Source organism: Mesorhizobium sp. Root552 (assembly GCF_001427285.1).
Classification (GTDB): Bacteria; Pseudomonadota; Alphaproteobacteria; order Rhizobiales; family Rhizobiaceae; genus Mesorhizobium.
Genome location: NZ_LMFV01000021.1, coordinates 1 through 25,896, shown reverse-complemented (window position 1 = coordinate 25,896; position 25,896 = coordinate 1). Strand labels below are relative to the sequence as shown.

The 25,896-nt window shown below is 59.5% G+C and carries 24 protein-coding genes and 1 tRNA gene; 7 read left to right on the top strand and 18 right to left on the bottom strand.

Annotated features, from left to right (window positions below):
• Positions 1–256 precede the first annotated feature (256 nt).
• The gene (locus ASD50_RS10705; protein ID WP_056240391.1) at positions 257–715 is read right to left on the bottom strand and encodes a hypothetical protein; all 459 of its coding nucleotides are present in this window, start codon (positions 713–715) and stop codon (positions 257–259) included.
• A gap of 433 nt (positions 716–1,148) precedes the next feature.
• Entirely contained in the window at positions 1,149–1,445 is a 297-nt protein-coding gene (locus tag ASD50_RS10700) for a hypothetical protein (RefSeq protein WP_156465024.1), read from the bottom strand.
• A gap of 142 nt (positions 1,446–1,587) precedes the next feature.
• On the opposite strand from ASD50_RS10700, the gene ASD50_RS10695 reads away from it, so the two are divergent.
• On the top strand, positions 1,588–1,878 hold the full coding sequence (locus tag ASD50_RS10695) for a hypothetical protein (protein ID WP_156465023.1): 291 nt from the start codon (positions 1,588–1,590) through the stop codon (positions 1,876–1,878).
• On the opposite strand, the gene ASD50_RS10690 is transcribed toward ASD50_RS10695, so the two are convergent.
• Positions 1,879–3,954 (bottom strand): tape measure protein, encoded by a 2,076-nt coding sequence (locus tag ASD50_RS10690; RefSeq protein ID WP_056240381.1) that lies wholly within the window; start codon positions 3,952–3,954, stop codon positions 1,879–1,881. It lies immediately after the preceding gene.
• On the bottom strand, positions 3,944–4,138 hold the full coding sequence (locus ASD50_RS10685) for a hypothetical protein (RefSeq protein ID WP_056240370.1): 195 nt from the start codon (positions 4,136–4,138) through the stop codon (positions 3,944–3,946). The genes ASD50_RS10690 and ASD50_RS10685 overlap by 11 nt, the downstream gene beginning before the upstream one ends.
• Positions 4,139–4,261: 123 nt before the next feature.
• Between ASD50_RS10685 and ASD50_RS22445 the strand changes: the two genes are divergently transcribed.
• A complete protein-coding gene (locus tag ASD50_RS22445; protein WP_082549588.1) occupies positions 4,262–4,504 on the top strand; it encodes a DUF982 domain-containing protein in 243 nt (80 codons plus the stop codon).
• A 398-nt stretch (positions 4,505–4,902) separates the two neighbouring features.
• On the opposite strand, the gene ASD50_RS10675 is transcribed toward ASD50_RS22445, so the two are convergent.
• The 4 genes from ASD50_RS10675 to ASD50_RS23075 form a co-directional block, all read right to left on the bottom strand.
• The gene (locus tag ASD50_RS10675; protein ID WP_244484486.1) at positions 4,903–5,439 is read right to left on the bottom strand and encodes an HK97 family phage prohead protease; all 537 of its coding nucleotides are present in this window, start codon (positions 5,437–5,439) and stop codon (positions 4,903–4,905) included.
• Positions 5,440–5,600: 161 nt separating this feature from the next.
• Positions 5,601–6,191 (bottom strand): hypothetical protein, encoded by a 591-nt coding sequence (locus ASD50_RS10670; RefSeq protein ID WP_056240362.1) that lies wholly within the window; start codon positions 6,189–6,191, stop codon positions 5,601–5,603.
• Entirely contained in the window at positions 6,191–6,730 is a 540-nt protein-coding gene (locus tag ASD50_RS10665; protein WP_056240359.1) for a hypothetical protein, read from the bottom strand. The genes ASD50_RS10670 and ASD50_RS10665 overlap by 1 nt, the downstream gene beginning before the upstream one ends.
• Positions 6,731–6,854: 124 nt before the next feature.
• A complete protein-coding gene (locus ASD50_RS23075) occupies positions 6,855–7,811 on the bottom strand; it encodes a hypothetical protein (RefSeq protein WP_156465022.1) in 957 nt (318 codons plus the stop codon).
• A gap of 306 nt (positions 7,812–8,117) precedes the next feature.
• Between ASD50_RS23075 and ASD50_RS10655 the strand changes: the two genes are divergently transcribed.
• Positions 8,118–8,423 (top strand): DUF982 domain-containing protein, encoded by a 306-nt coding sequence (locus tag ASD50_RS10655; RefSeq protein ID WP_320410607.1) that lies wholly within the window; start codon positions 8,118–8,120, stop codon positions 8,421–8,423.
• 314 nt (positions 8,424–8,737) lie between these two features.
• Positions 8,738–8,971 (top strand): hypothetical protein, encoded by a 234-nt coding sequence (locus ASD50_RS10645; RefSeq protein WP_056240348.1) that lies wholly within the window; start codon positions 8,738–8,740, stop codon positions 8,969–8,971.
• 307 nt (positions 8,972–9,278) lie between these two features.
• Here ASD50_RS10645 and ASD50_RS23390 read toward each other — a convergent pair whose 3' ends face one another.
• The 3 genes from ASD50_RS23390 to ASD50_RS10635 are packed head-to-tail and all read right to left on the bottom strand — an operon-like array spanning position 9,279 to position 11,963.
• Positions 9,279–11,456, bottom strand: coding sequence for an AAA family ATPase (locus ASD50_RS23390; protein ID WP_210168928.1), 2,178 nt, complete (start codon positions 11,454–11,456; stop codon positions 9,279–9,281).
• Positions 11,437–11,817 carry a hypothetical protein gene (locus tag ASD50_RS23070; RefSeq protein ID WP_162252006.1) on the bottom strand — a complete coding sequence of 127 codons (381 nt, stop codon included), beginning with the start codon at positions 11,815–11,817 and terminating at the stop codon, positions 11,437–11,439. The genes ASD50_RS23390 and ASD50_RS23070 overlap by 20 nt, the downstream gene beginning before the upstream one ends.
• A complete protein-coding gene (locus ASD50_RS10635; RefSeq protein ID WP_056240342.1) occupies positions 11,757–11,963 on the bottom strand; it encodes an excisionase family DNA-binding protein in 207 nt (68 codons plus the stop codon). The genes ASD50_RS23070 and ASD50_RS10635 overlap by 61 nt, the downstream gene beginning before the upstream one ends.
• A 166-nt stretch (positions 11,964–12,129) precedes the next feature.
• Here ASD50_RS10635 and ASD50_RS10630 point away from each other — a divergent pair, with 166 nt between their 5' ends.
• The 3 genes from ASD50_RS10630 to ASD50_RS23615 all read left to right on the top strand — a co-directional run bounded on the left by ASD50_RS10630 (position 12,130) and on the right by ASD50_RS23615 (position 15,743).
• Positions 12,130–13,317, top strand: coding sequence for a tyrosine-type recombinase/integrase (locus tag ASD50_RS10630; RefSeq protein ID WP_056240339.1), 1,188 nt, complete (start codon positions 12,130–12,132; stop codon positions 13,315–13,317).
• A gap of 21 nt (positions 13,318–13,338) precedes the next feature.
• Positions 13,339–13,420, top strand: a tRNA-Ser gene (locus tag ASD50_RS23065).
• A 298-nt stretch (positions 13,421–13,718) separates the two neighbouring features.
• Positions 13,719–15,743: an integrase gene (locus tag ASD50_RS23615; protein ID WP_200952394.1), complete on the top strand. Its 2,025-nt coding sequence runs from the start codon at positions 13,719–13,721 to the stop codon at positions 15,741–15,743.
• 501 nt (positions 15,744–16,244) lie between these two features.
• On the opposite strand, the gene ASD50_RS10620 is transcribed toward ASD50_RS23615, so the two are convergent.
• The 7 genes from ASD50_RS10620 to ASD50_RS10590 form a co-directional block, all read right to left on the bottom strand.
• The gene (locus ASD50_RS10620; RefSeq protein ID WP_056240332.1) at positions 16,245–17,207 is read right to left on the bottom strand and encodes a hypothetical protein; all 963 of its coding nucleotides are present in this window, start codon (positions 17,205–17,207) and stop codon (positions 16,245–16,247) included.
• 2 nt (positions 17,208–17,209) lie between these two features.
• Positions 17,210–20,173 (bottom strand): type I restriction endonuclease subunit R, encoded by a 2,964-nt coding sequence (locus tag ASD50_RS10615; protein ID WP_056240327.1) that lies wholly within the window; start codon positions 20,171–20,173, stop codon positions 17,210–17,212.
• Positions 20,170–21,333, bottom strand: a complete 1,164-nt coding sequence (locus tag ASD50_RS10610; RefSeq protein WP_056240323.1) for a restriction endonuclease subunit S — start codon at positions 21,331–21,333, stop codon at positions 20,170–20,172. Before ASD50_RS10610 ends, ASD50_RS10615 begins: the two co-directional genes overlap by 4 nt.
• Positions 21,326–22,828 carry a type I restriction-modification system subunit M gene (locus ASD50_RS10605; protein WP_056240321.1) on the bottom strand — a complete coding sequence of 501 codons (1,503 nt, stop codon included), beginning with the start codon at positions 22,826–22,828 and terminating at the stop codon, positions 21,326–21,328. Before ASD50_RS10605 ends, ASD50_RS10610 begins: the two co-directional genes overlap by 8 nt.
• Positions 22,825–24,327, bottom strand: coding sequence for a type I restriction-modification system subunit M (locus ASD50_RS10600; protein WP_056240317.1), 1,503 nt, complete (start codon positions 24,325–24,327; stop codon positions 22,825–22,827). The genes ASD50_RS10605 and ASD50_RS10600 overlap by 4 nt, the downstream gene beginning before the upstream one ends.
• Positions 24,328–24,378: 51 nt before the next feature.
• Positions 24,379–24,777, bottom strand: a complete 399-nt coding sequence (locus tag ASD50_RS10595; RefSeq protein WP_056240314.1) for a hypothetical protein — start codon at positions 24,775–24,777, stop codon at positions 24,379–24,381.
• 2 nt (positions 24,778–24,779) lie between these two features.
• Positions 24,780–25,896 (bottom strand): recombinase family protein (locus tag ASD50_RS10590; RefSeq protein WP_056240309.1); only part of this gene is annotated, 1,117 nt, incomplete at its 5' end.

Sequence of the window (25,896 nt, the reverse complement as noted above, 5' to 3'; positions counted from 1 at the left end):
GCCTAAAGACCAAAACCGAAGCAATCGCCGCGCATCAGGCCGCGCCAGACCTCATCTCCGTCCTACCAGCGCCGAAATCCGGGTAGTTCGAGGCGTCCAGCTATTTCACCACGCAGCAGACCAACCTGCCGCTCGATGCGCTCTAGCGTGCTGGTGTTGATGGAGTCGTGTCGCCTTGCTCTTGCCATGGGACATGGTAGGAATATGTTCCTTGGGGAGTCAATGGGCGCAGTGCAACAAGTGCCAAACCGCTCGATTATTGCTGGTTGCTCGGCGAAAGAGCATCTAGACTCATAACACGATATCCAAAAAGAGCGCTGTTGACCTGCTCGCGGCGAATGCCTGCCTGCTCTAATTTTGCAGAGACCGATGCGTCTGCAGGAAACGCCCAAACAGATCCATCATAGACAGCAGCATCGAAAACATCGTTAGGCGTCACAATTCCCATTTTCGCGATAACGGAACCGAGATCGATCGACGACGCGTCGATCCTGCTACTGATCTTGGAGATAGATTGATCCACCGCGTCAAAGCGCTTCATCATGGTAGCTTCTAAACGGCCAATAGCGGTGTCGACACCGTTTAGCTTTTCAGTGTGTTCGCCAAGCGTATTGGACTGGCTCAACATCTGCGCAAAGATGGCGGCGGCGATTGTGGCCGCGATCGCGGACAAACCACCGGTAACAATCTGATAAGTACTAAGTTTATTCGTCATCGTTCCGACTGCGCTTTCTCTAACCGTATTCAATCAACTTGTTGAAAGTGAGAGCAACAGGGGTGATCGTCAATAACCTTCTTCCGCCCTCCCAAATCCACCCCGTATTGACCGAGAAGACGTCCAAGGGGCCCCGGAACACACAGGGAACAAAATGATTGTGAACAACACCGCCCCAGAGTCGTCTTGTCCGCAATGGTTACTGTACATTGATTGGTGCTGGCTGAGGTCTGCGGGTCTCTGACAAAGACTGATACCGCAGACCTCGCAACGCCAGATGGCGCTATGCCCGTGTTCGGAAGGTGGTTGCTGCCACCTTCCGTTCGGGGCGCAGAAAGATCATACACAAGCTGTTACAACGACCGCAACGGATAAGTCCTAAAACGCAACATTCCGTTGAGTTTCTACACAGTGTTTGTGTTCGACCAGTATCCTATCGCCAGCTTCGGACATCCCTGTCGCGCTGCTCCAGAGCGTGCCGCATCGCCTCTTCTCGGTTGCAGTTGTACTTGCGCACGTAGCTCGCGATCATTGCTTGCCGCCGCTCTTCGCTCATCATTGCAAATACGTTGCGAAAGCGAAGTTCGGTCGTCGACATGCTGCGCCGAAGTGGGTTCCTGAGCCTTACTCCATTAACGGCCAGTGCGAGTAGGCACGCGAATATCACCGCCGCGGCCGCCAGTGCGGTCGACGTCAGGTTATCCCGCAAAAGCGCGGTGATCTCATGCAAGCTCATTTTCAAGATTGTAATGCTGTGAGCCTTCATGGGCGTTACACAAGCAGCTAAAATTGCATGAGTTGGCGTCGCTCTTCCGCTGCATTTTACCAGTCTGCTAAACCGCGCTTTAGCCCAGATGGCATATAACGACGAGATGGCAAAAGACGACTTCCAAGCGAATTGGCGCGGAGCACGTCGCTTTCAGTTTGACGAAGAAACACGCCGCAAGCAGGAAGCATATTCCGAATGGCATGCCTCGCCGGCGTCAGTCGGGCCGTGGAACGCGTCCCAAGCCAGCGAGCGGATTTCACAACTCCATCCGAAACGAACCGTCCGGCCCGACGAGATCAAATCACCTGCCGAAGTCTTACGTCCGAAGCGGCGTGTCAGCTATTTGGCCGTCGTTGCAACGGCGGTTTTTCTCGCCGCGTTCCTCGTGACCTGATCACCCCAACTTAACATTCCGCTTCTGCGCATTGCGCACGCCGCTCTCAATGCGGGCCTGCATCTCGCGATTGGTCTTGGCCAACCCCGCCTCGAGCCGCGCCACAGCCGCAGCGTCAGCGCCGCGGGCGTCTATGTGGTAGACCGGCGCGAAGGTGGTGCCGCCTGTCGGGCTTTGCGCGCCCTTCGGCAGTACAACCTCGCCTTTTTGCAGGATGGCCGGCACTTCGTCTGGCTTCAGCCCAGCAATGCCACCGCTATGATAACGCGGCGCGCCTGCGAAAACGCCGGGGTTAACTGTGGTAGAACCACCGCCGGACCCCACAACGCCGCCCTTGTGGAACAGCCTCACGCGCGCGCCGGACAATATGCCCGGAATGAACGATGACTGACCGCCGCCAAACAGCATGCTCAGCAGGCCGCCACCAGACCCACCGCCGCCTCCGAAGAGGTCGTTCATGGCCATATCGAGCAGCTTGTCGCCTATCTTGCCAAGGGCGCCCGCCAGTGCGTCTGCGGCCGACTTGCCGTCGAGCAAATCGTGGATAAACCCGCCCATGACGTCCTTGCCGAGATCGCGCATTTCCTCTGCGCTCTGGCGTGCCTTGTCCTGGCTTTCCGCAAGCTGCTCGGCCGCAACGCTGGCGTTGGCATAGCCTTCGGCCAGAGAGTCGATTTGCGCCTCAAGCTGCGGCGTAATAGCAATGCCCGCCTTCTGTGCTGCAGTCAGCAAATCCTGCTTTGCGCGGGCTTTCTCAAGCGCAAAACCGTAGTCGTCAATCAGCGGGTTGATACCAGCCATCGCTGCGGTTTCAGCTTGAATGGCTGCGGTGCGCTCCTTGATCTGATCGATTTCGCGCTGCAGGTCGTCGGGGCGGTCGCGGCCTCCAGAGCGGCCCGATTTGCCGCCGGTGACAGGGTAGTCTGCGAGCGTGATTGGCTTAACGACCGAGCCATTGCTCACCGTCAGTTCAGTTCCGGCTCGACTGGATTTAGGTGCTGCGGTGCCGGCGAACGCGCCGTCGATGCGGTCTTGGATACGGCCTTGGCCGATGTAGGGCTTTGCGCCGAACCGCTCCCCAATCTTCGCAAGTCCGGTGGCTTGGCCGAGGTCCGCGGATGCCTGCACGGCCGCATCAACCGCCTTGTTCAAGTAGTCGATAAACTGGCCTATCGGCCCTTCGGCCGCCCAAGAAAATATCCCACCGACGTCCCGGATCGCGTCGGACAACGGCCCGCTCAGAAAGTTTGCCAGTATCTGGCTAGCATCGGTCGAGTCGTTGATGCGGGTAGCCACGTCAACGAGCACATTCTGCAACCGGGCGAAGCCGGCAGAGACCGTTATCTCCGATCCCGCCACCTTGTCCCTGAGGATCGCCGCGCCCGCTTCGAAGCCGTCGAAGAATGCTTTCGATGATACCTGTCCGTCAACGACCAGTTGCTTGAGCTTTGCGACCGAACCGCCTGCAGCATCGATGCCGGCGGCAGCCGCCTGTGCGATAGTCGGTGCGCCTTCCAGGATCGAGCTGAATTCTTCAGCGTGGACCGTGCCGGAACCTAGCGCCTGGCCAAGTTGGAGCAACGCCCCCGATGCTGTCGTTGCGTCCGTGCCGGCCACGCGCAGTGCAAGCCCAATGTTGTCTGTGAACTTGACGAGGTCGGCGCTGGTGACGCCCAACTCTTTCTGCTGTTGTGCAGCGCGTCCGTAAAGCGTTACGAGCGCTTCCAGTGGAACAGCATTCTTTTGTGCCGACACAAACAGGGAGTCGTAAACCTGCTCAAGCTCCTTGCCGGAAAGCCCGGCGACCTTCAGTGAGTTTTGAATCTTGGTGGCGCTATCCAGTAGATGCTGCACGCCTTGCGCTGAGAATCCTGCGGCAAGTCCACCGATCAAGCCGCGCCCGAAGCTGCCTGAAAATGACATCGACGACGCGACGCGCTTGTTCATTCTGACAAAACGAGACTCGATCGCCTTGGCCTGCCGGTTGGTCACGCCCATTGCCCGGTTCAAGGCGTTTTCGTACTTCTTAATGTCGGCCGAAAGCTGGACGACAAGCTTTTCGACATCAACGGCCATCTCGCACCTCCACCCATGTTGCCAAAAGATCGACGGCGTCGACCACCCGGCCAGTTTCCGCAGCCCATGTCGCCAAAGCCACGGTAAGAAGCGCGTCCGCTGTGATGATTGGGTCAATGCCAAGCGCAACGCAGGCGCCAGCAGTGCGCTCCGCCGAAGCGTGCGCAATGTCGTAAGAGTCCATATTGTTTCCTTGAAAAAACCCGCGCGAGGCGGGCTGTGTGGTGGACGGTTCAACAAACCGCGAGGATGAAACTTTCGACCAATTGGCGCGTTTTGTAGACACTACGTAGTAGGAGTCGCCGCTATGTCTGAGGGTTGGTTTTCCGTGCCTGTACCGGTCAATGTTGGGCTATTCGGGAGCATCAGAAATATCTTCAATGCCCGCGACGCAGATGAATTTATCCGCGAGAGAATGCCTGGAAATTCCATGACAATCCGCACGGCGCATCACGCTTGCCGCGCCGCAATGGAAAATCCCACGAAAGCAGAGAGTGCACGCACAGCTTTCATCGAGGCGGCGCGGGAATCGCATCTGCTTGCGATCTGACCTCAACATTTGAATTGGAAAAATGCGCGCTTTGGCCCATCGCCGGTCCTAGAGAGGAGACATGACAGACTTCTAATGTACCCCCCTACCGTGGGAACACTTTTTGAAAACTTGCGGGATTTAACGCTTTGGTGAGCCACCGGTGCGCGAAAAGCGATGACCCCAGAGGCATCGGTACCCCTACGCCCGCCCAAACACTCGGTCAGCTTCCGAAATAGCCACGGACTTGACGGGGCGCACATTAATGGCCCTTGGCCTTCCGCCGCTCTCATCGACGTCGTACCGAACTAGGTCACCACGATACGGCGCGCACCGGCAGTCGCTGGCACGAAAGTAGATGTGCATCCCATCCGCATCGATGAACCCGAAGCGACCGGTGAAGTTGATAATCCGGCCTGTCAGCATGATATCCCACGCTTCCGCATCGCTGCCTCCGCTCGTCGCCGTGCGGCGTTAGCTGCGTTGGTACTGGCGATAGAGGCGCTGGTGTCGTTCGAACGGGCAAGGCTGGCACTGGTCGTCGCGTAAGCCGGAAACGCGGTCAGCGTAATCTCGTGTAGATCGACGTCGGTGATGATGCGCAGGGGCAATCTGTCACCACCGTCCTGCCATTCTTCCGCGCGCACCCGGAAGCCGAAGCTACAGCCCTTGACGTCTTGTCGTTCCACCGTGCCAAGCGCGGTCTGACCTTCCGGCGTCGAGGTATCGACGTCGACGCTGAACCACAGGCCGATCCGATCCTCCCGCAGTGTCAGGGTGCCGGCGCTGACACGCCCCAGCACGCGACCTGAATCGTGATCGAGAAGCATGACGACATCCGGCTTTTCGCGCAGGGTGCGTGTGAATGCCCCCGGCGCCAGTTTCTCCCGAAACTCGCCAGCGATCACCGTTTCATCGCCAAACCGCGCCGCGAAACCAGAAATTCTATCGCCCAAGTTTTGCCTCCGCTGCATCCAGCCTGGATTCCCGCCGGCCAAGCTTTGATTTGGCCCGGAGTACGCGAGCAATCGCCTCTGGCGAGGTGACGGCGTACCGAACCTCACCTCCAGGCAGCTTGATGCGTCGCTGGGTTTTGCTGCGCCGTTCGGTTGCTTTTTCAATCGACATAGCCGGCGCTCGCTGCTTCTGCGATAAATCTTGCAATTCGACGGTCAGGTTCATTCGATGAACCAAGGAATGTCGGGGACATGGGGATCAAGCTCGTCCAGCTGATATCCTCGGCCTCGAACTGGGACCGCAATTCGTCATAATCCTTGTGCGCAGCGTCGAGCGCATACATGGCGACAACCATCGCCTTGACGCGCTTGGCGTATTCAGGCCGGCTAACCGCCACGACCGCTGTCGAAGCACGACCGCGGGCATCGCTGATACGCTGGCGCAAAACGCGCTGCGCCTGTTCAACGTCGGAAATCTCCGAGCGGATTTCTGCCACGCGGCGACGGTTGATCGCCTTGCTGCCCGGCGCGTCGCCGAGAAGTTCGGCAATCGCTGGTTTCACTTCCGCACTTGTGTCGGCGGCGATCGCCTTTTCCAGCGAGCGCTTTTCACGTTCGAGATCGATCTGGCGTGCCGCCAGATCTGACTGCTTTAGCAGCAGGGCCGCGTAGTCTTTGTCAACTTCCGCGAGAGACGGAACGCGGAATGGATCGGCGGAGGCGGACACGGTGGGTTTCTTTAGTAGCGCCATTATTTGTGCTCCTTCAGGAAGGGTTCGCGCAGCGCATCAACAAAGGCCGCACCGTTAATTGTGGTGCTGCGCCGGTGGCCGCTTGCCTGCCAGTGGCTGGCGAGCGCACCGGGTGCTACAAACCGCGTAACCGTACCGTCGCGATAAATGGCGATTTCCGGCCATGACGATACGACTTCGATCCTGTCGCGACGTAGGAGGTCAGCATCGCCATGCAGCGCGATATCGGCCCAGACGTCGAGCGCGTCGCCTGCCGTGCGATCGATGGCGGCTGGCGCTGTTGACAGGTTTGCGCCGCCTAGAACTAGGCCGCGGTATTGCTCGACGGCGCTAGCAACGGCGCGGAGGGGCGCGTCCACGCTGCAGCCGAGCACGACATCGACGACGTGGGTAGCGGCAAGTTCTGGTGATTTGCCAGGGCCGCCGGAAGGGATGGTGCCGGCCTCCGTTAGTTTTTTCGCTACGGCGCCCGCGCGAGGTGGATCAAAGCCTATATGTCGACAGATGGCGTCGACGGCTTCATTGGTTGAAACCATCATTGATTTTCCAAGTTGTTGGTTGTGAGGGGCAAAAGAAAAGCCTCCGGGAGGCGGCCAAGTTTGCTGCGGGGAGGATGGGGATTTTCTCCACCTACCTATATCCGCGCCTCACCGCTCAAAACGGTCATGCAGCCAGAAGTTTTGTTACTGAAGCCAACATTTTTTCAGTGATACGGCGGCCATTATGCGCAGTCGGTGTCATGTCAGCGGCTCGTGCCACTTCCTGAAAAGAGTCGGCGTCCATGATGACACGCAGAAGGCGCGCCGTTTCCGGTTCCACCTTGGCGCAAAAATCGGCGAAGTCGTCACCTCGCTCTATTTCTGCAAGCACAGGATGGGCGGAAACCGTCGCTGTTGTCTCCCTTGGCAGTTCAGCGTCGTCTGCACCGCGCGGGTCGCCGATGTCATACGATGGCTGCGCACGCTTTCCGTTCTTTGCATAAGCAACGATCTGGCCGCGATGCGCGCGAAGGCCGAAAAACTTGCCGCGGCTGCTGCGCCCACCGACCTCCACAATTTCGCCTGAACCTCGAACTGAGCGATGGTAGTGAATCCCGCCGACGAAACGCTCAATGCGCCCCTTCTTGTCGACCACCACGCGCGTTCGCATGCCATCGGCAAATGCGTCAATTAAGTCCTCTAACGCCCTGTTGCCCGGTGTGATGTCGTGGCGGTGATCGATGCCAATTCCGGTATCGTCAGCCGCATTAGTATTCGCCGCCGCGAGCACCATTTCCGGCACTGACATATCAACAGGTCGAGCCAGTTCACGGAGCCTGAAGAGCGTTCGTCGTAACGCTGGAGGCAAGGCATTGGCCACCCTGTCAGGCGTGCTTGCGGTGGTGGGTACAACGGCGACCGGGCGATGGTTGTCATTTGCTGGTGCCAGAACGCGTGGAGACGGTATCGGGTGCGACGCCACTATTGGCTTAGCCGGCAATACGCGACGGCGGGCTGTGGGTGGTGGGATAGGTGTTCCGTTTGCGCGGGCTTCGGTCTCTGTTTTGTAGTCATGGATGATTTCCTGGAATTCAATGTGCGTCAGAAGCCTGCGGTACTGACCGCAGTTTTTGCTCGACATGGTTTCTCCGTAAGCAGCTTTGCCGTTCTTTGAACGGCGCGCCGCCGGCTGTGCCCGGTCGGCAGGGTGTCTTGTGAAGGGCGCTGTAACGCCTGAGTCGATGCTCTCGACGCACCGTCAGATCATTACATAAAGCGCGCACGCAAAACGCAAGCAGGCTTTACCGATGCCTAAAACTTTTTTTCTACAGCTTTTTCAAAGGTCTTGGCCAGCACCGGTCCCTGGCAGGCGAGGCGCCGAGTTGCGAGGCAACCCCATTGACAGCGGGGCTGCCCTTCGATCAAACTTAAGTTAATTCCGCCATCGATGGGGAGACTGCGCGCGCTGCGCATTGCGTTTGACATGAGTAGGCCGTTTCATAAGCCCGTCCGTATCCAGCTTGGGCGCGTCGATCGTGATCGGATAATTGTAAGTACGGCAGACGCAGCGTCCGTGTTGCTCCGTGACTGGCCAACGCGAGAGTCCGCGCGCCGGCTCAGGGCCATGAAGGCGTGCTTGGATGTAATAAAGCACGGTAAGCCTCCCAGCGTGGCTCGCAACGCATTCATCGCGGCCGCAAAGGAAGTGGGCGCATATCTGGACGACTACACTCCTGCAGATAGCTGTCATTGATCTCGTGGCACGCGAGGTTTACCCTACGTAAAGGGGGCTTAACATGCAGCGGTTCACGATATTCTGCGCACCGGACGGAGGATGGACAGTCTGGGATAACCGCAACGATGAGCCCGCTGTCTTATCCGGGAAGCCACTGATAGGGCTTCCGAAACTACGAGCCGAGACCCTCGCGCGGCTTCTCCAGAAGATTGACGAGGGCAAGGACGAGCAGCGGCCCACCGTGGGTGCGTCCCATTCTGACACATAAACTAACCTAAATCAGCGGCACGAAGATTGCATCGAGCGACTCCGACAAGCATCGGAGAAGTGAAATGCGCATTGTTGCTCAACCCGCAAAACGCGAAAACGGCAAGATCAAGGAGCTTCTAGATCGTCCGCTGGTGCCCGAAGATGTCGCGATTGATAGCGAAGGCGTCTATCTCACCCTCATCGTCAAGGACATCTACAGCAAGGGTGCGAGCCAGCGCTATACGATCACGCTGAGCGCCGCCGATCTGGCGATCATCCTCGACGACGCGCCGGAATTGATGCAGGCTGCGGAGTAGCGTCAGAATTGTCGTTCACCGGCCTCAGATCGGGCCGTTGCCTGTAAAGCTCAGCCCATGAAATACGTCGTCCCAGTCGCGGGCGGATGGCGGTGGCGGGCTGGCCAGTAAGGTCGGTGATGGGTGTGGTGGTGGTCATAGTTGCTCCCGTACCGTACGCGCTTTCTATAGGAAAAGGGTACGTTCGTACGGTTATGATTTCGACCATTGGAGGGTGTGTGAAACACACACACCTCCAAAGAATTTGGTTTGATAATGTGAGCGTTCTGAAGCGGTACGCTACTTAAACCATTGATATTTATATCATTTATTCACCATCCGTACCCTCTTTTCGTGCGCGGTACGCCCCACCACGTTTGCGCCGGTGGTTGCCAAGAAACCCCTTTATGGCTTCGGCGCGCGCATCCTCCTCGTGCACGGCTTTCCCCGCCTGGGTGGCCGCATCCGTGCCCTTCTTCGTGAGCTTCCACACGCCCAGGTCGTACGATATGTGCTGTGAGCGTTTCAGCCGGTCGGTAATCGTCTGTGCCCTGCGCTTGGCGGCATCGCCTTCACCAAGGCCTAGGAACTCGCCCAACTCCCGCAGTGACCTGTTTCCGTCCTGCCGGATGGCCAACAGCATTCGCTGGTCCTCCCTCGTCGCGGCGTGTGCTCGCGCTGCAATCTCAGTCTCGCCCACGACCACAGCCCGCACGGTAGGAATCTCACGCCCGCGACTATCTACAAGAGTGGGGACGGTAATCGCCGGAAGATCGAACATGATTGGCTTGAAATCTGGCCCGCGGAACTTGCCCTGCCAATGCAGTTCAGCACTGCGATCGCCTCGTTTCGCCAGAGATAGGTTGCCGTCGACTTCGTTTAGGAAAGCACCGCCACCCCTGGGTAGAAGGTTGTCTGCGGCCGCGTTCTTGATGGGATGACTGGCAGCAATGACGGCAGGCCGACACTCCATCCGCGTGAGTGAGCGAAGCAGCCTGGCATACTGCCCCATCTCGACGTTACTGTTCTCATCGGTGCCGGGAAAGTATGCCGCAGTGGTATCGACGAAGATCGCCGCTACGCCACCCAGGCGCTCGACGTCCTTCTCAATTCGCTGGGCAAACTCCGAGATCGAGAAAACCCCTTCGACGAAATGTGCGTCGATATCGGTCGGATCGATGCCAATCTCGTGACAAAGCCCTATCCAGCGCATTCGCACGTCATCGGGGTTCTCGCCTGCGAAGTAAAGAACGCGGCCTCGCTTGACCTCAAGGCCGGCGAGCATTTCACCCATGGCAACGCAGGCGGCGACGAGCAGTGCAACGGCGGTCTTTCCCGATCCGGTCTGGCCGGTGATTGAGTAAAGGAATCCGGATTGCAGGATTCCGTCCACCAGGTAGTCTGGTGGTGCAAAGCCACTTACGAATTCGCCACTGGTCAAGATGCCGGGAAAGGGGTTGTTATCGTTCGCAGGCACGGGTGGTTCGCGCTTTGGCTTGGATGCCGTGAGTGCAGCGATGGCGCCAGTTGCGACAGGCGTCGTATCTTTGGCAAACTTTCCCCATAGCCGGGAAAAGTCGGCCCGGGCGGCGTGTCGGGTAGGATAACGGCCAAGCCAATCACCGGTGGCCGACAGAAATAAGGCGGCTGCAACTTCCGCAGCAAAGCCGTCGAATGCCAGTCGCTCGACCACACGGGCGGCGTGTGCCGAACGGTCACCGACATCATTTGCGCCAAGCAAGTCGGCGGCCTCTAACGACACTTCAACGCCGTCTACTGTCGGAAGATCGCCAAGTTCGACGGGTGCAGCAACCACGTGACCAGCGGACTGTGACAAAGCCACGGCAAGTGCTGTTGTGTCGGTAAACGTGCCGTCCCAAGGCTGAGCCACCACAACGGTTGCGGGATCTGGTGACCTGCCTCGTTCCAACTTCGCCTTGTTGGGCCAATTCATTGTTCCCGGCACGCGCCAGACGTGGGTAATATCGGCGGTCCCGTGGTCGGACCCTGTGGCAGCCTTCAGCGACTTTGCAACCGCCTTGGCGACAGATGGAACGAGCGGCCGGTCAAACAGCCAGAACGGTTGCCGGTTACCGGGCGAGGTTTCCAGCACCATGTTAGGCGGCATGGGATAAGTGCCGCCGTCCTTGCCCGTATCGGAATCCATGTCCGCGACGAGGCCAAGCACCGCAACGATATCGGACTCGGTGCCGCGCTTCCCCCGTGCAAGCTCACGTCGCATAACCTGCAGCCCGCAATAGACATTTGCGCCGACGGTTTCACGGTGGGCCTCGATGGCGGCAACCATGCCGTCCACGTCGCCGGGCACATGGTGCGTCACCGTGCCGGGTGCGTCGTTGGCGCTGGTCGTCTGTGCATGAAAGACGGACACGACCAACACGCCCTCCACACCATCCGCGAGGCGGTGGAGCAATTCGACGTGCGACCGAATGGCGGCGCCATCGAACTCAGCGGGTGCGGCGCCTTTAGTGGCTGGTGCGGTCATTGGCATTGAGGCCCTCAAAAGCTGAAGATGCATGGTCGGTGATTTCCGCGGCAAGCGCGGAGTGGAAAGTGGCCATGTGGCGGCCGTTGGCTTGCGGTGCTGCAATACGCCGGGTGCCATCGGGCCACTGCCGTAGAAGCAGGCCATAGAGCCGCAGATGCTCGCTTAGCTCGACGTCAAAACGCGCGAGATTCTTCTCGCCACCACCCTGTGGTAGCGGTCGTATCGATAAGATTTTCAAGTTGATGGTTCCCGTTGTTGGGTTGTGCGTGAAGGCCGGTGGGGTCCGGCTCTTGGTTGTTAGGCTGCTTTCGACTCTTGCTCGGAAATCCAAGCCGTCAGTGTCGACTTTCGTGCGCAAACCGTTTCGCCAATGCGGAAGTGCGGCAGGTGGTTCTTGGTCACGGCGTGATAAATGGCCCGCCGAGGAAAGCCGAGATATTCCGCTATCGCGTCAGCTCCGCGGAGAAGGTCCGCGGCAAGCGTGTTGTCGTTATCGTGAATCATTATTCCTCCTTGCGCTCGATGAGCGGTTGGCTAAGTTTTGTAGTGGGTGAATGCCAACCAACTACATATAGCGTAACCGAACATTGCAAGCGGTTTCCTTGTTGGCGCGATTTTTCGCGCATTCCTTCTTGTTGCAATGATTCCGTAAGTCGCATATGCCTGCGGCATGACGGTTCGCGAGCGCGCATGGATTCATAATGGCAAGCCCGGCAGCGCCTGGGTAGCCGACTATGTTGACCAGCACGGCAAGCGCCACATCAAAACCTTCAAACTCAAGAAGGATGCCCTTGCGTTCGACGCTCAAACCCACGTTGAAGTCTCCGGGCGCATCCATGTGGCCGACGCCGACACGATCACCGTGGCCGCAGCGGGCAAGCACTGGATATCGGCGTGCGAGGATGAAGGATTGGAGCGTTCGACTGTCGCCCAATACAAGCAGCATCTTCGTCTGCATATCGAACCGTTCATCGGAAATAAGCGGCTCACGGAAATATCGGTGCCTGCCGTTCGCGCGTTCCTTGATACGCTGAAGGCACAGGGGCGCTCCCCTGCGATGGTTCGGGCCGTTCGCGTCAGTCTTGGCTCTCTGCTTTCTGACGCGCAGGAACGCGGCCTTGTGGTGCGCAATGCAGTCAAGGATATCGGTCGAAGAAAGGCCAAGAAACAGGTCGCGGCGCGCCACGTCGTACAGGTCCAGGTCGGCGTCGACATCCCGACGCGAGATGAAGTGAAGGCGATGCTGGCGCATGCGACGGGCAAGCCGCGCATCTTCATTATGACCGCAGTGCTGACTGGCATGCGGGCGTCCGAACTTCGTGGGCTGCGATGGTCCGACGTGGATATCGACCGGGCGGAAGTAACCATCCGTCAGCGCGCCGACGCCTATCAAGAAATCGGTTCCCCCAAATCCGCGAAAGGTCGCCGTACCATCCCCCTGCCCGGCGATTTGGTCGCCGCCATGAAGGCGTGGAAAGAGGAGTGCCCGAAAGGCGAACTCAACCTTGTATTTCCCACGGGGACTGGCGGCATCGAATACCATGCCAATATCGTAAAGCGGTGGTTCCATCCGCCGCAGGTTACGGGAGGCGTGTCCGTCGATACCGGCAAGAAAAACGGACGCGGCAAGCCTATCATGGCCGCCAAGTATTCGGGCCTGCACGCGCTCCGCCACTTCTATGCAAGCTGGCTCATCAACCGTCCCGAAGATGGAGGGCTCGGCTTGCCGCCCAAGGTGGTGCAGGAACGCATGGGCCATAGTTCTATTCAAGTAACGCTCGACGTCTATTCTCACCTCTTCCCGAGGGGCGACGACGGAAGCCAGATGGACCGGGCGGCCAGTGCTTTGCTCAACTGATCGCGACAAGAGTGCGACATATGGAGAATAATTAAGCAGATTCAAAGTGTCTTTAAACACTCTGACTCCGTTAGTCCTGGTTCGAATCCAGGTTCCCCAGCCAAACCGCTCCCAGAAATCCTTGAAACTCGCGGGATTCCGGCCTTTCAGAACGCCTGAGATTCACGCTGAATCGCCCTTGCCCAAGTGGTGCCCACAACTGATGCCCACAGGTGGTGTCCATCCGCCCGGGGCCGACGGAGCACGGGCGGATGGGATTGCGCAGGCACCAGGTCGAGAATCTCATCCTAAGGGGACCGGTCTTCTATTGGCGGGCGCGTATTCCCGTCGGCTTCGCCGCGGCCGGAAACGCCCGGCTTTCATTGAGCCTTAGGCTATCGGACCGTAAGAAGGCATCCGTGGTGGCGCGGCGGCTCAACGCCATGCTGCTCCAGATGCAGATGGTGCCGAAAGCGAGAATGGCGACCAAGGAACAGCTCACGAAGATTTTCGCGCTCGAGGCCGAGGCCATGCGCGAGGAGATTGACGCACTCGACCGCGCCGCTAAGCGTAGCGGCACGCTTCGCGATCCTTCCCAGCACGAGGCCGACCGGCAGGTCGGCTGGGCTTACCGCCTCCTCAATGCCTACGGCGCGAAGGACGAGCTTTCGTTCGAGGACGGGGGCGAAGCCCGCGAGGCGCTTCTCGACGCGGGCGCCGAGGCCGACGACATTCCCTTCATCGCAGCGACTTACCGATCCGAACGACAGGGCTTGCTTTCGGATCGGCAGGGCTCGACGCGGAGCCCGTTCCTGCGGGATGTGCTTCACCGTATGGCTCAGGTCGGCCTCGATGACACAGCGCTCAATCGGGACGCGGCGATCGAAGAGATCTACAGGGCTCGCGCCGATGCACTTCTTGCTTCCGCCGCTGATCTCAGAAAGCCCAAGCTGACGGGAGGAGTCCGGGAACTCGAGCGGGCGATTGAGGCCATTCCCTCTTCTCTCCCTGCGAAGCCCCGCTTACTGTGGGGCGCCGACGCGGAGGAAACGATCCTCGCCCACGTGCCAGCGGATCTGGAGAGGTCGGTCCCGATTGCCAACCTGCCATCCGGCCTCGCCGAGACAGTCGAACCACCCTTAGCAACGGATTCGCTTCCTGCGCCGGTCGCCACTTCAGGCAAGAGCACGTCACGCAAGGATCTACCCCTTTCCGGATTCGACGAACAGGTCGAGAAGTTGATCGCCAACAATCAGGACCAGTGGGAGGACGACACCGCGTCCGACGTCCGTGTACTAGTCGGCATGTTCCGCGGCATCCTGGAAGAACATGGAGTGACGCATTCCCGGGAGATCACCCAGGAGCATGTCGCGGCGCTGCGACAGCACTTCAATCACATTCTGCCGCATTGGGGGCGCAGCCCGCGCTTGCGCAGCCTTTCGCCCCGCGAACTCCGCGAAGAAAGCCGCAGGCGTGCCGACGAAGACGCAGCCAAAGGCAAGCAGATCCGGCTAGGGTTGAAACCGTCGACGATCCGTCGACATCTTGGCAACCTCGACCATTTCCTGAAGCACCTGCGATCGTCTTACTTCGCGGTCCCCGAGTGGACCTTCGAGGGATTGCGCCCAAGGAAACCGCCGAAGGGCGAACTCAGGCTCCAGCAGGTCAAGCCAGCGCCTGAAGAGATCAGGCCCCTATATGACATACCGGTCTTCACCGGCCGGTCGGCCGCAGACAAGCCGGAGCTTCCTGGGGACGTTACCTTTCACTGCGCCAACTACTACCTGCCGATGCTCTATACCTATCTCGGGTCTCGCCGAAACGAATTCGCCGGCCTGATGGTCGACGAAGTCATGCAGCGGGACGGAATCTGGGCGATCCAGATCAAGCGGAACGAGGTCCGGCGGATCAAGAACGCGCAGTCGCACCGCCTGCTGCCGCTGCCGAACGAGCTCCTGCGATTGAACTTCATCGAATATGTAGAGCGTCTCAAGGAACTGGGACATAAGCTCCTCTTTCCAGAGCTTATGTCGCCATACCTGAAGAAGAATGACCCGGGGGATCGCTTCTACAAGGACTTTGTTCCGGTTGCCGAAAAATGTCTTCCTAACGGCCTTTGGGAACGGCCGATCCATGCGCTGCGCCATGGTTTCTCCGACACGCTGAAGCAAGCCGGGATTTCGGACGGTATCATCGAAGACATCTCAGGCCGGCTCGGCTATACCGAAACAGCCACCCGCTATACCAATCCGGCGGGATTGTCGCTGCTGCAGCTGATTATCGCCCGCTACCCGATTATCACCGGACATCTGGAGGCGAAGCCGATCAGACTGCTTCCATGGGTAGAGAAGAAGCAACCACCACCATGGGCGGGGAAAAAGAGCGGCGAAAGATTCGGCGACAGGCGCGGGCGGCGACCGAAGAAGGAACAGGTAACGAAAGGCTAGGCAAAGTTTGCCTGAATTGTGCCTTCTCGATGGGCAATTTCTTTAATGTCGAAGGTCCGCATTGTCTGCCAACGGCAGCTTCGCGCCCCGATTCCGGCCGTTCGACTGACACTGGAGATTTCCCGAAAGCCGACATTTCTTGTGGAGCAGCCGAGCGCCAGCAGATTTCTTCGGCGTATGTGTTCGAATCCCGGGCGGTCCGCCATTTAAACTATTGAAATCATTCTCTATTGCTGGTTTCGGGTCTCGGAATGGCGCAGAACTGCGGGTTTTCAGGTCAAATCTGTTGACTCCGCCGGCTAGCTAAAACGCCGATTTCGTTCTCTCTTCGCCGATATTCTCCAAAGCTCCTGACTGCACGGATTTGGTACGGAGTTGCAAGTCACTGTAAATACATAGTTATTTTCTCAGTTCGAGCCGTAATTTTGTTATGCGATTCGGCATGAGAGAGAATCTGAAGTCCAACTTTGCGTGGTGGTGAGCGTGAAGAACCCCGCTGACTTATTCGCGCGTGACCTTGTCCATTTTCCAAGCGCAGTATGAGCACATGCCGGTGTCATAGTTGAAGTCGTCCGGATTGAATTCCTCTCCGCACATCGAACACGTCAGATCAGCGCCCGGACACAGGACACACCCCTCTCCGTTCACCCAGCTTTCACGATGGCATTCGGGACAGGTGGTAACTGGTGGTTCTCCCCCGTCAGTCATGGCGATGTATGCGTCGGTTGCTGAAGACTCGCCGATTGCAGCCTCGAAAACATCCTCACGATCCAATGCCTCGCCGCACTCCGCGCAATCGATCTCCATTGCCTCGAAGCTCTGGTTGTCGGAATCAATCTGCCGAACCAGAGAGGATCCACAATTCGAGCACCTGAGTTCTGTGATCGCTTCAACGAGGGTCTCAGACTCCCAGTTCATGTTCCGGAACGATTCAGTGCATCTCGCCTGCTGCTGATCAAAAACATCCTTATTCTCAAGAAGTGACTTCCAGACACCATCTCTGAAGAGATGTGCGGGCTCTTCCTGCAGGTGCCCCACCAACAGCTGCTCGATGACTGGCATGGCCGAAGCAAGAGCTTCTTTCGCAATCGCAGGTTTCACCGTCATGAACAGATGCTCGACATCATTTCTGATCCGAGCAAGATCCTGGAGCTTTGACCAGTCGAGATTGAGCCCCAGCTCCTTGAAACGCTCCTCGATCTGTTGTCGGTCAACCGTGTTCCGGTGTGGCTTCTTAGGCACCATGAGAACGCGGCCATCGATCTTTCGCGGAACGAGATCCTTGTAGATCAGTGAGCCGTCTGTTCCTGGCGGCGACTCGTTCCAAAGCACCTGTTTGCATAGCAGCAAGACGCCGGCGTAAAGGTTCCGGATGGCGGACAGCACACGACGCTCGTCCCCTGTCTGGTAGTCCTCAACTCCGAGCTCGATCGAAAGCACCGCGTTGTCGAGCAACTCCTTCATGTTCAGTAATACTCACGAATGTAGCCGTATGCCTTCTCGAACAGCTCTGCGTCCTGGTGCAGCTTGTAGCGAAAGAGCGTCTGGCGAAGCGCCTTCTTGACCTCGCGTTCACCCGCGTGCGTCGCTTGCCAGCCGTCGAACCTGACCGCGCGCACGATCTCGTCGATATCGTCCACGACCCGCTTGACCATCACAGGCGTGTCGCCGTTCCGTGCTTCCTCGAACAGCTCGGTCAACGCCGCCTTGCCCCGGTCGATGTCCTCTTCCTCTGGCGTCTCGCGCTCGGTCTTCACCACGTCTTTCGCCAGCGCCAGAAGCTCCTTCAGGAAGTCGATCGACAGCAGGAGACCCTGCTGATGCCGGTTCTTCAGGTCCTCCAGGCGCTCGCCTAGCGCCTTGAACTTCGGATTTCCCGCATGCTTCCGAAGGCGGCCCGCCAGCTTGACCGAGATTTCCTTGGCCTTATTTTCCGGGTCAGGGTTGCCGAGAACCGCCTCCAGCAGTTCGGCATCCAGAACCAGCGTGTCGAGATCATCCCGCACCGCATCGACATGGACGTTTTCGTGGATCAGCTCGATGGTCTTGGCGCCCAGCCGATGCCACAACAGCCGCCCTGTGCCACTGGAGGGCTTCAGCGACTCGTAGACCTGTGCCAGCCAGCGATAATCGGTCTCGTACTGCGTCAGCACCGGATCGGGCGACAGGGCCTCCCAGATCCGCGCGAGCACGCTGAAGTCGGCCGCAAAAGCGTCGCGCAGGTCGTTGTTCGGGATGCATTCCTGCGCGGCGATCAGGCCCTCGTAGCCGGTCAGGCTTCGGTCCACGCCCGCGAAATAGGCGAGGCACTTCTGCAGGGCGGTCGGCAGGGCGTTGATCAGCTCGGCGATGTTCGACACCGCCTTTTGCACGCCCTCCTCGTCGAACTTCAGCGCCTGCGCCACGTCGTCGAAGATGCCGAGGTAGTCGACGATCAGGCCATGCGTCTTCTGCTCGCCATAGGGACGGTTGGTCCGACAGATCGCCTGCAAGAGCGTGTGGTCGCGCAGCGGCTTGTCCAGATACATCGTCTGCAGGATCGGCGCGTCGAAGCCGGTCAGCAGCTTCGACGTCACGATGATGATCTTCAGCGGGTCCTTCGGATCGCGGAAGCGGTCGAGCAGCTTTTCCTCGGCATCCCGGTCGCGCTTGAACGCCGCATACTCGAACTCGCCGCTGTTGACCGAGATCACCACGTCAGAAACCTCGGGCGGCAGGTGGCGGTCGAGTTCCTGCTTGTAGAGCAGACAGCTTTCGCGGTCGAAGGTCACCACCTGCGCACCGAAGCCATTCGGGGCGACCTTCTCCTGGAAATGCTTCGCGATGTCGCCGCAGATCGCGCTGATCCGCTTCGGGGACTTCACCAGGATAGACATCTTCGCTGCCGCCTTGCCCAGCCGATCCCGGTCCTCGTCGGTCAGGCCCTGCGTCAGTTCTGCATAGGCTTCCTCGATGGCCTTCTGGTCGATGTGCAGGTCGACCAGCCGCGGCTCGAAATGCAGTTCCTTCGTCGCCCCGTCGCGGATCGAGTCGTTCAGGCCGTAGCGGCTCATGTACCCGCCTTCATCGGTGTCGGCGCCGAAGGCGTAGAAGGTGTTCTTGTCGGCGCGGTTGATAGGCGTGCCGGTCAGGCCGAACAGGAACGCGTTCGGCAGCGCATCCCGCATCTTGCGGCCCAGATCGCCTTCCTGCGTGCGGTGCGCTTCGTCCACCAGCACGATGATGTTGTCGCGGTCGTTCAGCACGCCGTCGGCCTCGGCGAACTTGTGGATCGTGGTGATCACCACCTTCCGCGCATCTTTGGCCATCAGTTCGGCCAGCTCTTTCCGGCTTTCCGTACGGACCATGTTGGCCATGTCGGCGGCATAGAAAGTGCCGGCAATCTGGCTGTCGAGATCGATCCGGTCCACCACGATCAGCACCGTCGGGTTCTTCAACGCCGGGTGCAGCCGCAGTTTTCGCGCGGCAAACAGCATCAGCAGCGATTTGCCCGACCCCTGGAAATGCCAGATCAGCCCCTTGCGCGGCTGGCCTGCCACCACCCGCGCAACGATCTTGTTGACGCCCTCCACCTGCTGATACCGGGCGATGATCTTGATGCGGTGCTTGCCCTTCTGCGTGGCGTAGGCTGTGAAGCTGTCGAGCATATCCAGCACCATCGCCGGACGCAGCATCGAGGTGGCGGCCTTTTCCACCGCGCCCATCGTCTGCGGCCCGTCGCCGTCGCGCCAGGGCCCCCACATATCGACCGGCATTCGCACCGAGCCATAGCGGAATTCCTTGCCCTCGGTCGCCACCGAAAAGACATTCGGCACGAACAGCTCCGGCACGTTCCGCTCATAGTCGTCATGCACCTGCAACGCGGCATCGAGCCAGCTTTGGCTGGATCGGACCGGCGTCTTGGCCTCGATCAGTACCAGCGGAATGCCATTGACCAGAGCGACAAGATCGGCACGTTTTTCGGTCTTGCCCGCGCGGATGATGAACTGCTGGGTGACGACGAAGCTGTTCTTTTCAATATCATCGAAATCGATCAGCCGGATGGTAACGTGTTCGCCATTCGGGCCAAAGGGCATGGAGCGTTCGCCGAGTAGCCACGCGGAAAATTCCTCATTCGCCCTCACCAACCCGTCCGACCGCGCCCCCATGACGATGGCTCGCAGGCGGTAGAGCACGTCATCGGCCCGGCCGGGGTTGGCGGCGATGTCCGGGTTCAGACGGATCAGCGCGTCGCGCAGGTGGGGTTCGACTAACACCTCTTGCGGCTGGCGGGGAAGGTCGGCAGGAACGACGTAATGCCAGCCGAGGCCCGCGATCTTGTCGGCCGTGCGGGCGAGGCCGATGGAAAGCTGTGCTGGGCGGGCCAAGGCCGCGCCCGCGAGAAGGTCGCGCAGATGGGCCTCGATAGTGTTGGCTTCGGTGAAGGTCACGAGAAAATGTCCTCCAATAATTTTCGATTGAGTTCGAACGCAGCGTCAATCCGTTTGTTCAGTTCTTTTGATGTGCGCCGTAGTGCAGAAACCTGCGCGACAAGTTCTGTTTGTTCTTCGATGCTTGGGATAGGCAACCGGATCGAGCGAATGTCCTTTGAGTTCAGATTGAAATTACCCGCGCTTGATTTTGCCAAACGACGTAAGGCTTGCCGAACCTGCAAAGAGCCGAAAACACAAGCAGCATAAGCTGGTGTAATCCTTCGCTTATCGACACGTATCCTGATCAGATAGCTGGCGTATGCAAATCTTTCACCGAGGTTCTCGACTAATACGCTCCGCCCGACATAGAGGGGATTGCCATTCGTTCGAACGACCAGAATATCCCCATCTTCAAGCGCGAGCTTTTTTAGCTCTGAGGCAGAAAGATCCACTGTGTTGAACTCCCCGAGGTAAAGCTCGTCACGCAATACATTGGGGATACCCAGAACAGGGACGCCCTTACCGTCTGAGTTTGACTTCTTCGAAGTGCCATATGCAGTGTCGACGATAACATCATCAAATTCGTGTTTTTCGTCCCAGCGAGCGACAAACGCAGAAACAGTGCTGTCGAACAGCATTGAAAGGCGTTCTTGCACCTCGCGGTACGCCTCAAGGCTACATTCGGTGGCCACCAGAATCTCCACCAAGCGCGCCTGTTCCTGGATCGGTGGCAGCAGGAACTCGAAGCTGGCAAGGCTGGTCCAGTTGGTGCGCGGCGACAGCGACCCGGCCGAGGTGCCGACGGCATGATCAAAGAATGCATCGGTCTGGCATAGGAAGGGCAGTAGCTCCGGCATCAGCCGGTCGTTCGCCGGTTCCAGCACATAAATGTCGCCAGAGCAGACCCCTTCGAAATCCGCCACCGCCACCTTGCGCTGATAGGCACGGCGCTTGCCGAACAGAACCTGTCCCGGCTTGAACATTGTGGTGAAGGTTGTGCCATCGGCTACGTCACCCCAGCGGCGGATGCGCAAGTTGCCGGGTTCGATATGCTCAAGCCCCACAACACGTTCGATCCCGGCGGCCTCAGGATCGGCCACGCGCGCTTTCGACAGGCGCACCACGTCGCCAAAGGCCACGCGCGTCCACCCCGCCTTGGAAATCGGCCGCTCAAGCATCGGTATCCTCCGCAGGCGTCAAGCCATCGAGCATGTCCACCAGCGCGTCCATGCCCGTCCAGAACTCGCGACCTTCCTCGTCAAACGCCGCCCAAGTCGCTGCGAGAGTGGCTCCGCCACCGGCCACCACCGCCTTGGGCCGCTTCACATAGCGGGCAATCGACAGGTTGCCGTCTGCTACCAGCACATCTGCCACGCTTGCTACCGCCGCAAAGCCGGGATCATCGGCGAAGGTGTGATAGGCCGACAGGATGCGCGCCTGATGGTCTGGCCGCAGAAAGCTTTGCGCCCGTTCGCGCGCAATCTCGGCCACTGCGTCGATGAACAGGATGCGCCCCTTGCGCGCCTCGGGTTTCTGCGAGCGGCAGATCACGACGCAGGCCTCCATCGGCGAGTTGTAGAACAGCCCCGGCCCCAGCCCCAGAACGCATTCGACCCGGTCGGATTCGACCAGCCTGCGCCGCATCTCGGCCTCTTCATTGCGGAACAGCACACCATGCGGAAACAGGATCGCGCAACGCCCGGTCTTCGGGTGCATCGACGACAGGATGTGCTGGAAGAAGGCGTAGTCCGCCCGTCCCTGCGGCGGGGTGCCAAGGAAGTTGCGCCCCCAGGAATCCTGCTCCCACGCGCCACGGTTCCATTTCTTGATGGAATACGGCGGATTGGCGAGGACCACGTCGAACTTGCGCAACTGGTCGCCCTCCACAAAGGCGGGCGCGGTCAGCGTGTTGCCACTGGCGATGTGGAAATCGTCCACGCCGTGGATGACCAGGTTCATCCGGGCGATGGCGGCGGTGATGGTGATCAGCTCCTGCCCGTAAAGGCCGGTGGTGCGGATGTCACCGCCGCGGCGCTTCACCTCGGCGAGGCAGGAGATGAGCATGCCCCCGGTGCCGCAGGTCGGGTCATAGATGCTCTCACCCGGCCGGGGTTCCAGCATCTGCGCCATCAGATGGACGAGGGTGCGGTTGGTGTAGAATTCCTGGGCGGTGTGGCCGCTGTCGTCGGCGAATTTCTTGATCAGGTATTCGTACCCGTTGCCAAGCTCATCCTCGGGCACAGCGGCAAGGGTCAGGTCGTGCTTGGAGAAATGCTCGATCAGGTTCTTGAGCGTGCTGTCGGGCATCTGCGCCTTATCGGTCCAGTTTGCGTTACCGAAGACGCCCTGCAGGCGTTCGGGGTTCGCAGCTTCGATGGCGAGGAAGGCCGACAACAGCGCCCGACCTACATCGCGCGGTGCTTCACGGACGTCGTTCCAGTGCGCGCCTTCGGGGATCACGAAGCGGTCGTTGGCAGTGTCGGTGGCATAGCCCTCGTCACCGGTTTCATCGAGCGCTTGGCTGTAGTCCTCGTCCCAGACGTCGGACAGGCGTTTGAAGAACATCAACGGGAAGATGTACTGTTTGTAGTCGCTGGCATCGATCAACCCGCGCAGCAGCGTGGCGGCACCCCATAGATAGCTTTCGAGTTCGCGTTGAGTCAGTCTGCTCATTGCAGCCATCCCCCTTCGACCAACACCTTGCGCAGGCGGTCCTCGGCCACGCGGGCATCTGCCAGCGCGGTCTTAAACACTTCGACAGCTTCGGGCAGCGGGGGGATGTCCTGGCCAATCGGCGGCAGGACATAGCGCGAAATGTTCAGTGTCCACCCTTCCTTCTTGATCTCGTCCAACGTTGCGACCTTGGCGCGATCCTCAACATCTTCGAAGGCACGGTACCAAGTGACGATCTGGTCGCGGTGCTCCTGATCGAGGAAGTTCTGTGCCCGGCCTTTGCGGAACAAACCAGAGGCGTCGATGATCAGTACTTTGTTCTTGCGTGACTCGGGCTTCTTGCGGCGCAGGATGACGACGCATCCGGCCAGCTGCGTCCCGTAGAACAGGTTCGGTGCAAGGCCGATGACCGCCTCGACCATGTCCTTTTCCAGTAGCGCCTGCCGGATCGAGCCTTCAGCTGACTTCCGGAACAGGGCGCCCTGCGGCAGCACGACCGCCATGCGGCTGTTCCCGGTCGGCGCCATGGATGCGATCATGTGCTGGACGAAGGCGTAGTCGCCGTAGCTTTCGGGCGGGATGCCGTACTGGGCCCGGCCCCAGGGGTCGGCCTCCCACAGGTCACGCCCCCATTCCTTGAGCGAGAACGGCGGGTTCGCGATGACGCAGTCGAAGGCGGCAAGGCCACCCGTGCTGGAATCCGTGAAAGCCGGGTTCCGCAATGTGTCCTCACGGGCCACCTGGAAGTCCTCGATCCCGTGCAGGACGAGGTTCATCCGCGCGATGGCGGCGGTGGTCAGGTTTTTCTCCTGTCCATAGATCTTCCCGTAGAAGGTCCGCGGGTCGCCGCCCTTGCGCATCACATGCTCAATAGCCCCGAGCAGCATCCCGCCCGTGCCGCAGGCGGGGTCGTAGATGCTTTCACTTTCCTTCGGGTCGAGGATTTCGACCATCATGCGCACGACGCTACGCGGCGTGTAGAACTCGCCCGCCTTGTTGCGGCGGGTGACATCGGCAAACTTGCCCACCAGATATTCGTAGGCGTCGCCCAGCACGTCGGTGCTGACGGTGGTGTTGCCGAGGCCGATCTCGGAGAACCCTTCGATCAAATCCTTCAGCAACTCGTCGGAGAATTTCTCCTTGTTGCCCCAATCCGCCGAGCCGAAGACGCGGAACAGCGTGTCCGGATTGGCCCGCTCGATCTCCTGCATGGCCTTTTGGAGAGCTGCACCGACGTTGGCCGGGACTTCCCTGATGTCGTTCCAGTGACAACCCTCAGGGAGAACGAAGCGGTGCACTTCGGGAAACAGCGAAGGATCGGCATCTCCATAGAGCTCTCGCGCTTCAACCGTTTCCTCATCCCAGACGTCCGAGATGCGTTTGAAAAACAGGAGTGGGAGGATGTAGCCCTTCCAATCAGTGCGATCGACAGCAGAGCCGCGCAACGTGTTTGCCGCATCCCAGAGTGCGGATCGAAGTTCTTGAAACTGCTGACTCATGTCCCTCAGTAGGCTGACCGATCATACGCATTCAAGCCGAAAGGGAAATTTTTACAAGAACGCGGTTGTTTGATCTTCCCACGCTACTGGAAATGGTTTCATCAGCGCCGCCAGCGTTATCTCTGGTCCCTGCCTACCGTCGAGAATGGCCTCGACGATTGCCGGCGCCAGTAATGTCAGGCGCAGGACGCGGCTGACATAGGACGGGTTGATCTTTTCGGCAGCGGCAACATCCTCGACGGTGGCATGAACACCGGCCTCCAGCAGCTTGCGCCAGCGAAAGCCGCGGGCGATGGCTTTCACCATGGTGTTGTCGACGCGGGCGCGAGGTGGTGCCCATGATGACGTGCCGTCGGGCAGGACAATTTGCTTGCGCCCGCCACGCCGGGCGAAGGTCAGCGGCACGTGCACGGTGATGGTGTCGTGTTCGCTGGTGAAGGGCACGGTCATGGTCAGGCTGCCTTCCTGCTATCGGTGGTTTTCTGATCCGGACAAATAGCGCCAAGCTCGGCAACAAGGCTTACTAGCCCCTGCGTGCGCAGGCGGATGGCAAGACCGTTGGTGGAAAGATCGATCCGCTCGACCAGAAGCTGAACGATGCGGGCCTGCTCGGCGGGGAACAGCTCATCCCACAACGGGTCAAGCCGCTCCAGGGCTTCACGAACATCCGCCTCTGGCAGGTCTTCGATTTCGGGGCGGGCCGCGCGCCAGGTGCCGATGATGATTTCGGGCGCACGCAGAAGCCCACGCAGCTGATCGATGACGGCGGTCTCCACCTCCGCGGCCGGCACACGGGCGATTGGACAGGCATCGGCCCCGCGCTTCAGCACCGACTGGCTGACATAATAGCGATAGAGTTTGTCGCCTTTTTTCGTGTGGGTCGGCGAGAAGGCGGCGCCATTGGGGCCGAAGATCAGCCCTTTCAGCAGGGCTGGTGTCTGCGCCCGCGTGTTGCTGGCGCGCCGGCGCGGGCTTTCCTGTAAGATGGCATGGACCTTGTCCCACAGGGTGCGATCAATGATCGGCTGGTGCTCGCCGGGATAGCTTTCGCCCTTGTGCACCGCCTCGCCGATATAGACCCGGTTGTTCAGGAGCTTGTAGAGAAAGCCCTTGTCGATTAGCTTGCCGCGCCGGGTACGGACATTCTCGGCGGCAAGGGTCTTTGCCAGCACGGTGGCAGAGCCGATGGCAACGAAGCGCTCGAAGATCATGCGCACCGTGGCGGCTTCCCTCTCCTCGATCACCAGCTTGCGCTTGTCGACGCGATAGCCGAGCGGCACGATGCCACCCATCCACATGCCCTTCTGCCGCGACGCACGGATCTTGTCGCGGATGCGTTCGGCTGTCACTTCCCGCTCGAACTGGGCGAAAGACAAAAGGATGTTCAGCGTCAGCCGTCCCATCGACGTGGTGGTGTTGAAGCTCTGCGTCACGGAAACGAAGGTGACGCCATTTCTGTCGAACACCTCGACCAGCTTCGAGAAATCCATCAACGAACGCGACAGGCGGTCGATCTTGTAGACGACAACAACGTCGACCAGTCCGTCCTCGATGTCGGCGAGCAGCTGT

Excerpts from the sequence above, each read along its gene's own strand:
- ASD50_RS10600 (WP_056240317.1), bottom strand. The coding sequence starts at position 24,327 with ATGAGTCAGCAGTTTCAAGAACTTCGATCCGCACTCTGGGATGCGGCA.
- ASD50_RS10645 (WP_056240348.1), top strand. The coding sequence starts at position 8,738 with ATGCGCATTGTTGCTCAACCCGCAAAACGCGAAAACGGCAAGATCAAG.
- ASD50_RS10620 (WP_056240332.1), bottom strand. The coding sequence starts at position 17,207 with ATGAAGGAGTTGCTCGACAACGCGGTGCTTTCGATCGAGCTCGGAGTT.
- ASD50_RS10630 (WP_056240339.1), top strand. The coding sequence starts at position 12,130 with ATGACGGTTCGCGAGCGCGCATGGATTCATAATGGCAAGCCCGGCAGC.
- ASD50_RS10605 (WP_056240321.1), bottom strand. The coding sequence starts at position 22,828 with ATGAGCAGACTGACTCAACGCGAACTCGAAAGCTATCTATGGGGTGCC.
- ASD50_RS23390 (WP_210168928.1), bottom strand. The coding sequence starts at position 11,456 with ATGACCGCACCAGCCACTAAAGGCGCCGCACCCGCTGAGTTCGATGGC.
- ASD50_RS10690 (WP_056240381.1), bottom strand. The coding sequence starts at position 3,954 with ATGGCCGTTGATGTCGAAAAGCTTGTCGTCCAGCTTTCGGCCGACATT.
- ASD50_RS10610 (WP_056240323.1), bottom strand. The coding sequence starts at position 21,333 with ATGCTTGAGCGGCCGATTTCCAAGGCGGGGTGGACGCGCGTGGCCTTT.
- ASD50_RS10685 (WP_056240370.1), bottom strand. The coding sequence starts at position 4,138 with ATGGACTCTTACGACATTGCGCACGCTTCGGCGGAGCGCACTGCTGGC.
- ASD50_RS22445 (WP_082549588.1), top strand. The coding sequence starts at position 4,262 with ATGTCTGAGGGTTGGTTTTCCGTGCCTGTACCGGTCAATGTTGGGCTA.
- ASD50_RS10665 (WP_056240359.1), bottom strand. The coding sequence starts at position 6,730 with ATGATGGTTTCAACCAATGAAGCCGTCGACGCCATCTGTCGACATATA.
- ASD50_RS10695 (WP_156465023.1), top strand. The coding sequence starts at position 1,588 with ATGGCAAAAGACGACTTCCAAGCGAATTGGCGCGGAGCACGTCGCTTT.
- ASD50_RS23075 (WP_156465022.1), bottom strand. The coding sequence starts at position 7,811 with ATGTCGAGCAAAAACTGCGGTCAGTACCGCAGGCTTCTGACGCACATT.
- ASD50_RS10670 (WP_056240362.1), bottom strand. The coding sequence starts at position 6,191 with ATGGCGCTACTAAAGAAACCCACCGTGTCCGCCTCCGCCGATCCATTC.
- ASD50_RS10595 (WP_056240314.1), bottom strand. The coding sequence starts at position 24,777 with ATGACCGTGCCCTTCACCAGCGAACACGACACCATCACCGTGCACGTG.
- ASD50_RS10705 (WP_056240391.1), bottom strand. The coding sequence starts at position 715 with ATGACGAATAAACTTAGTACTTATCAGATTGTTACCGGTGGTTTGTCC.
- ASD50_RS10655 (WP_320410607.1), top strand. The coding sequence starts at position 8,118 with ATGGGGAGACTGCGCGCGCTGCGCATTGCGTTTGACATGAGTAGGCCG.
- ASD50_RS10635 (WP_056240342.1), bottom strand. The coding sequence starts at position 11,963 with ATGATTCACGATAACGACAACACGCTTGCCGCGGACCTTCTCCGCGGA.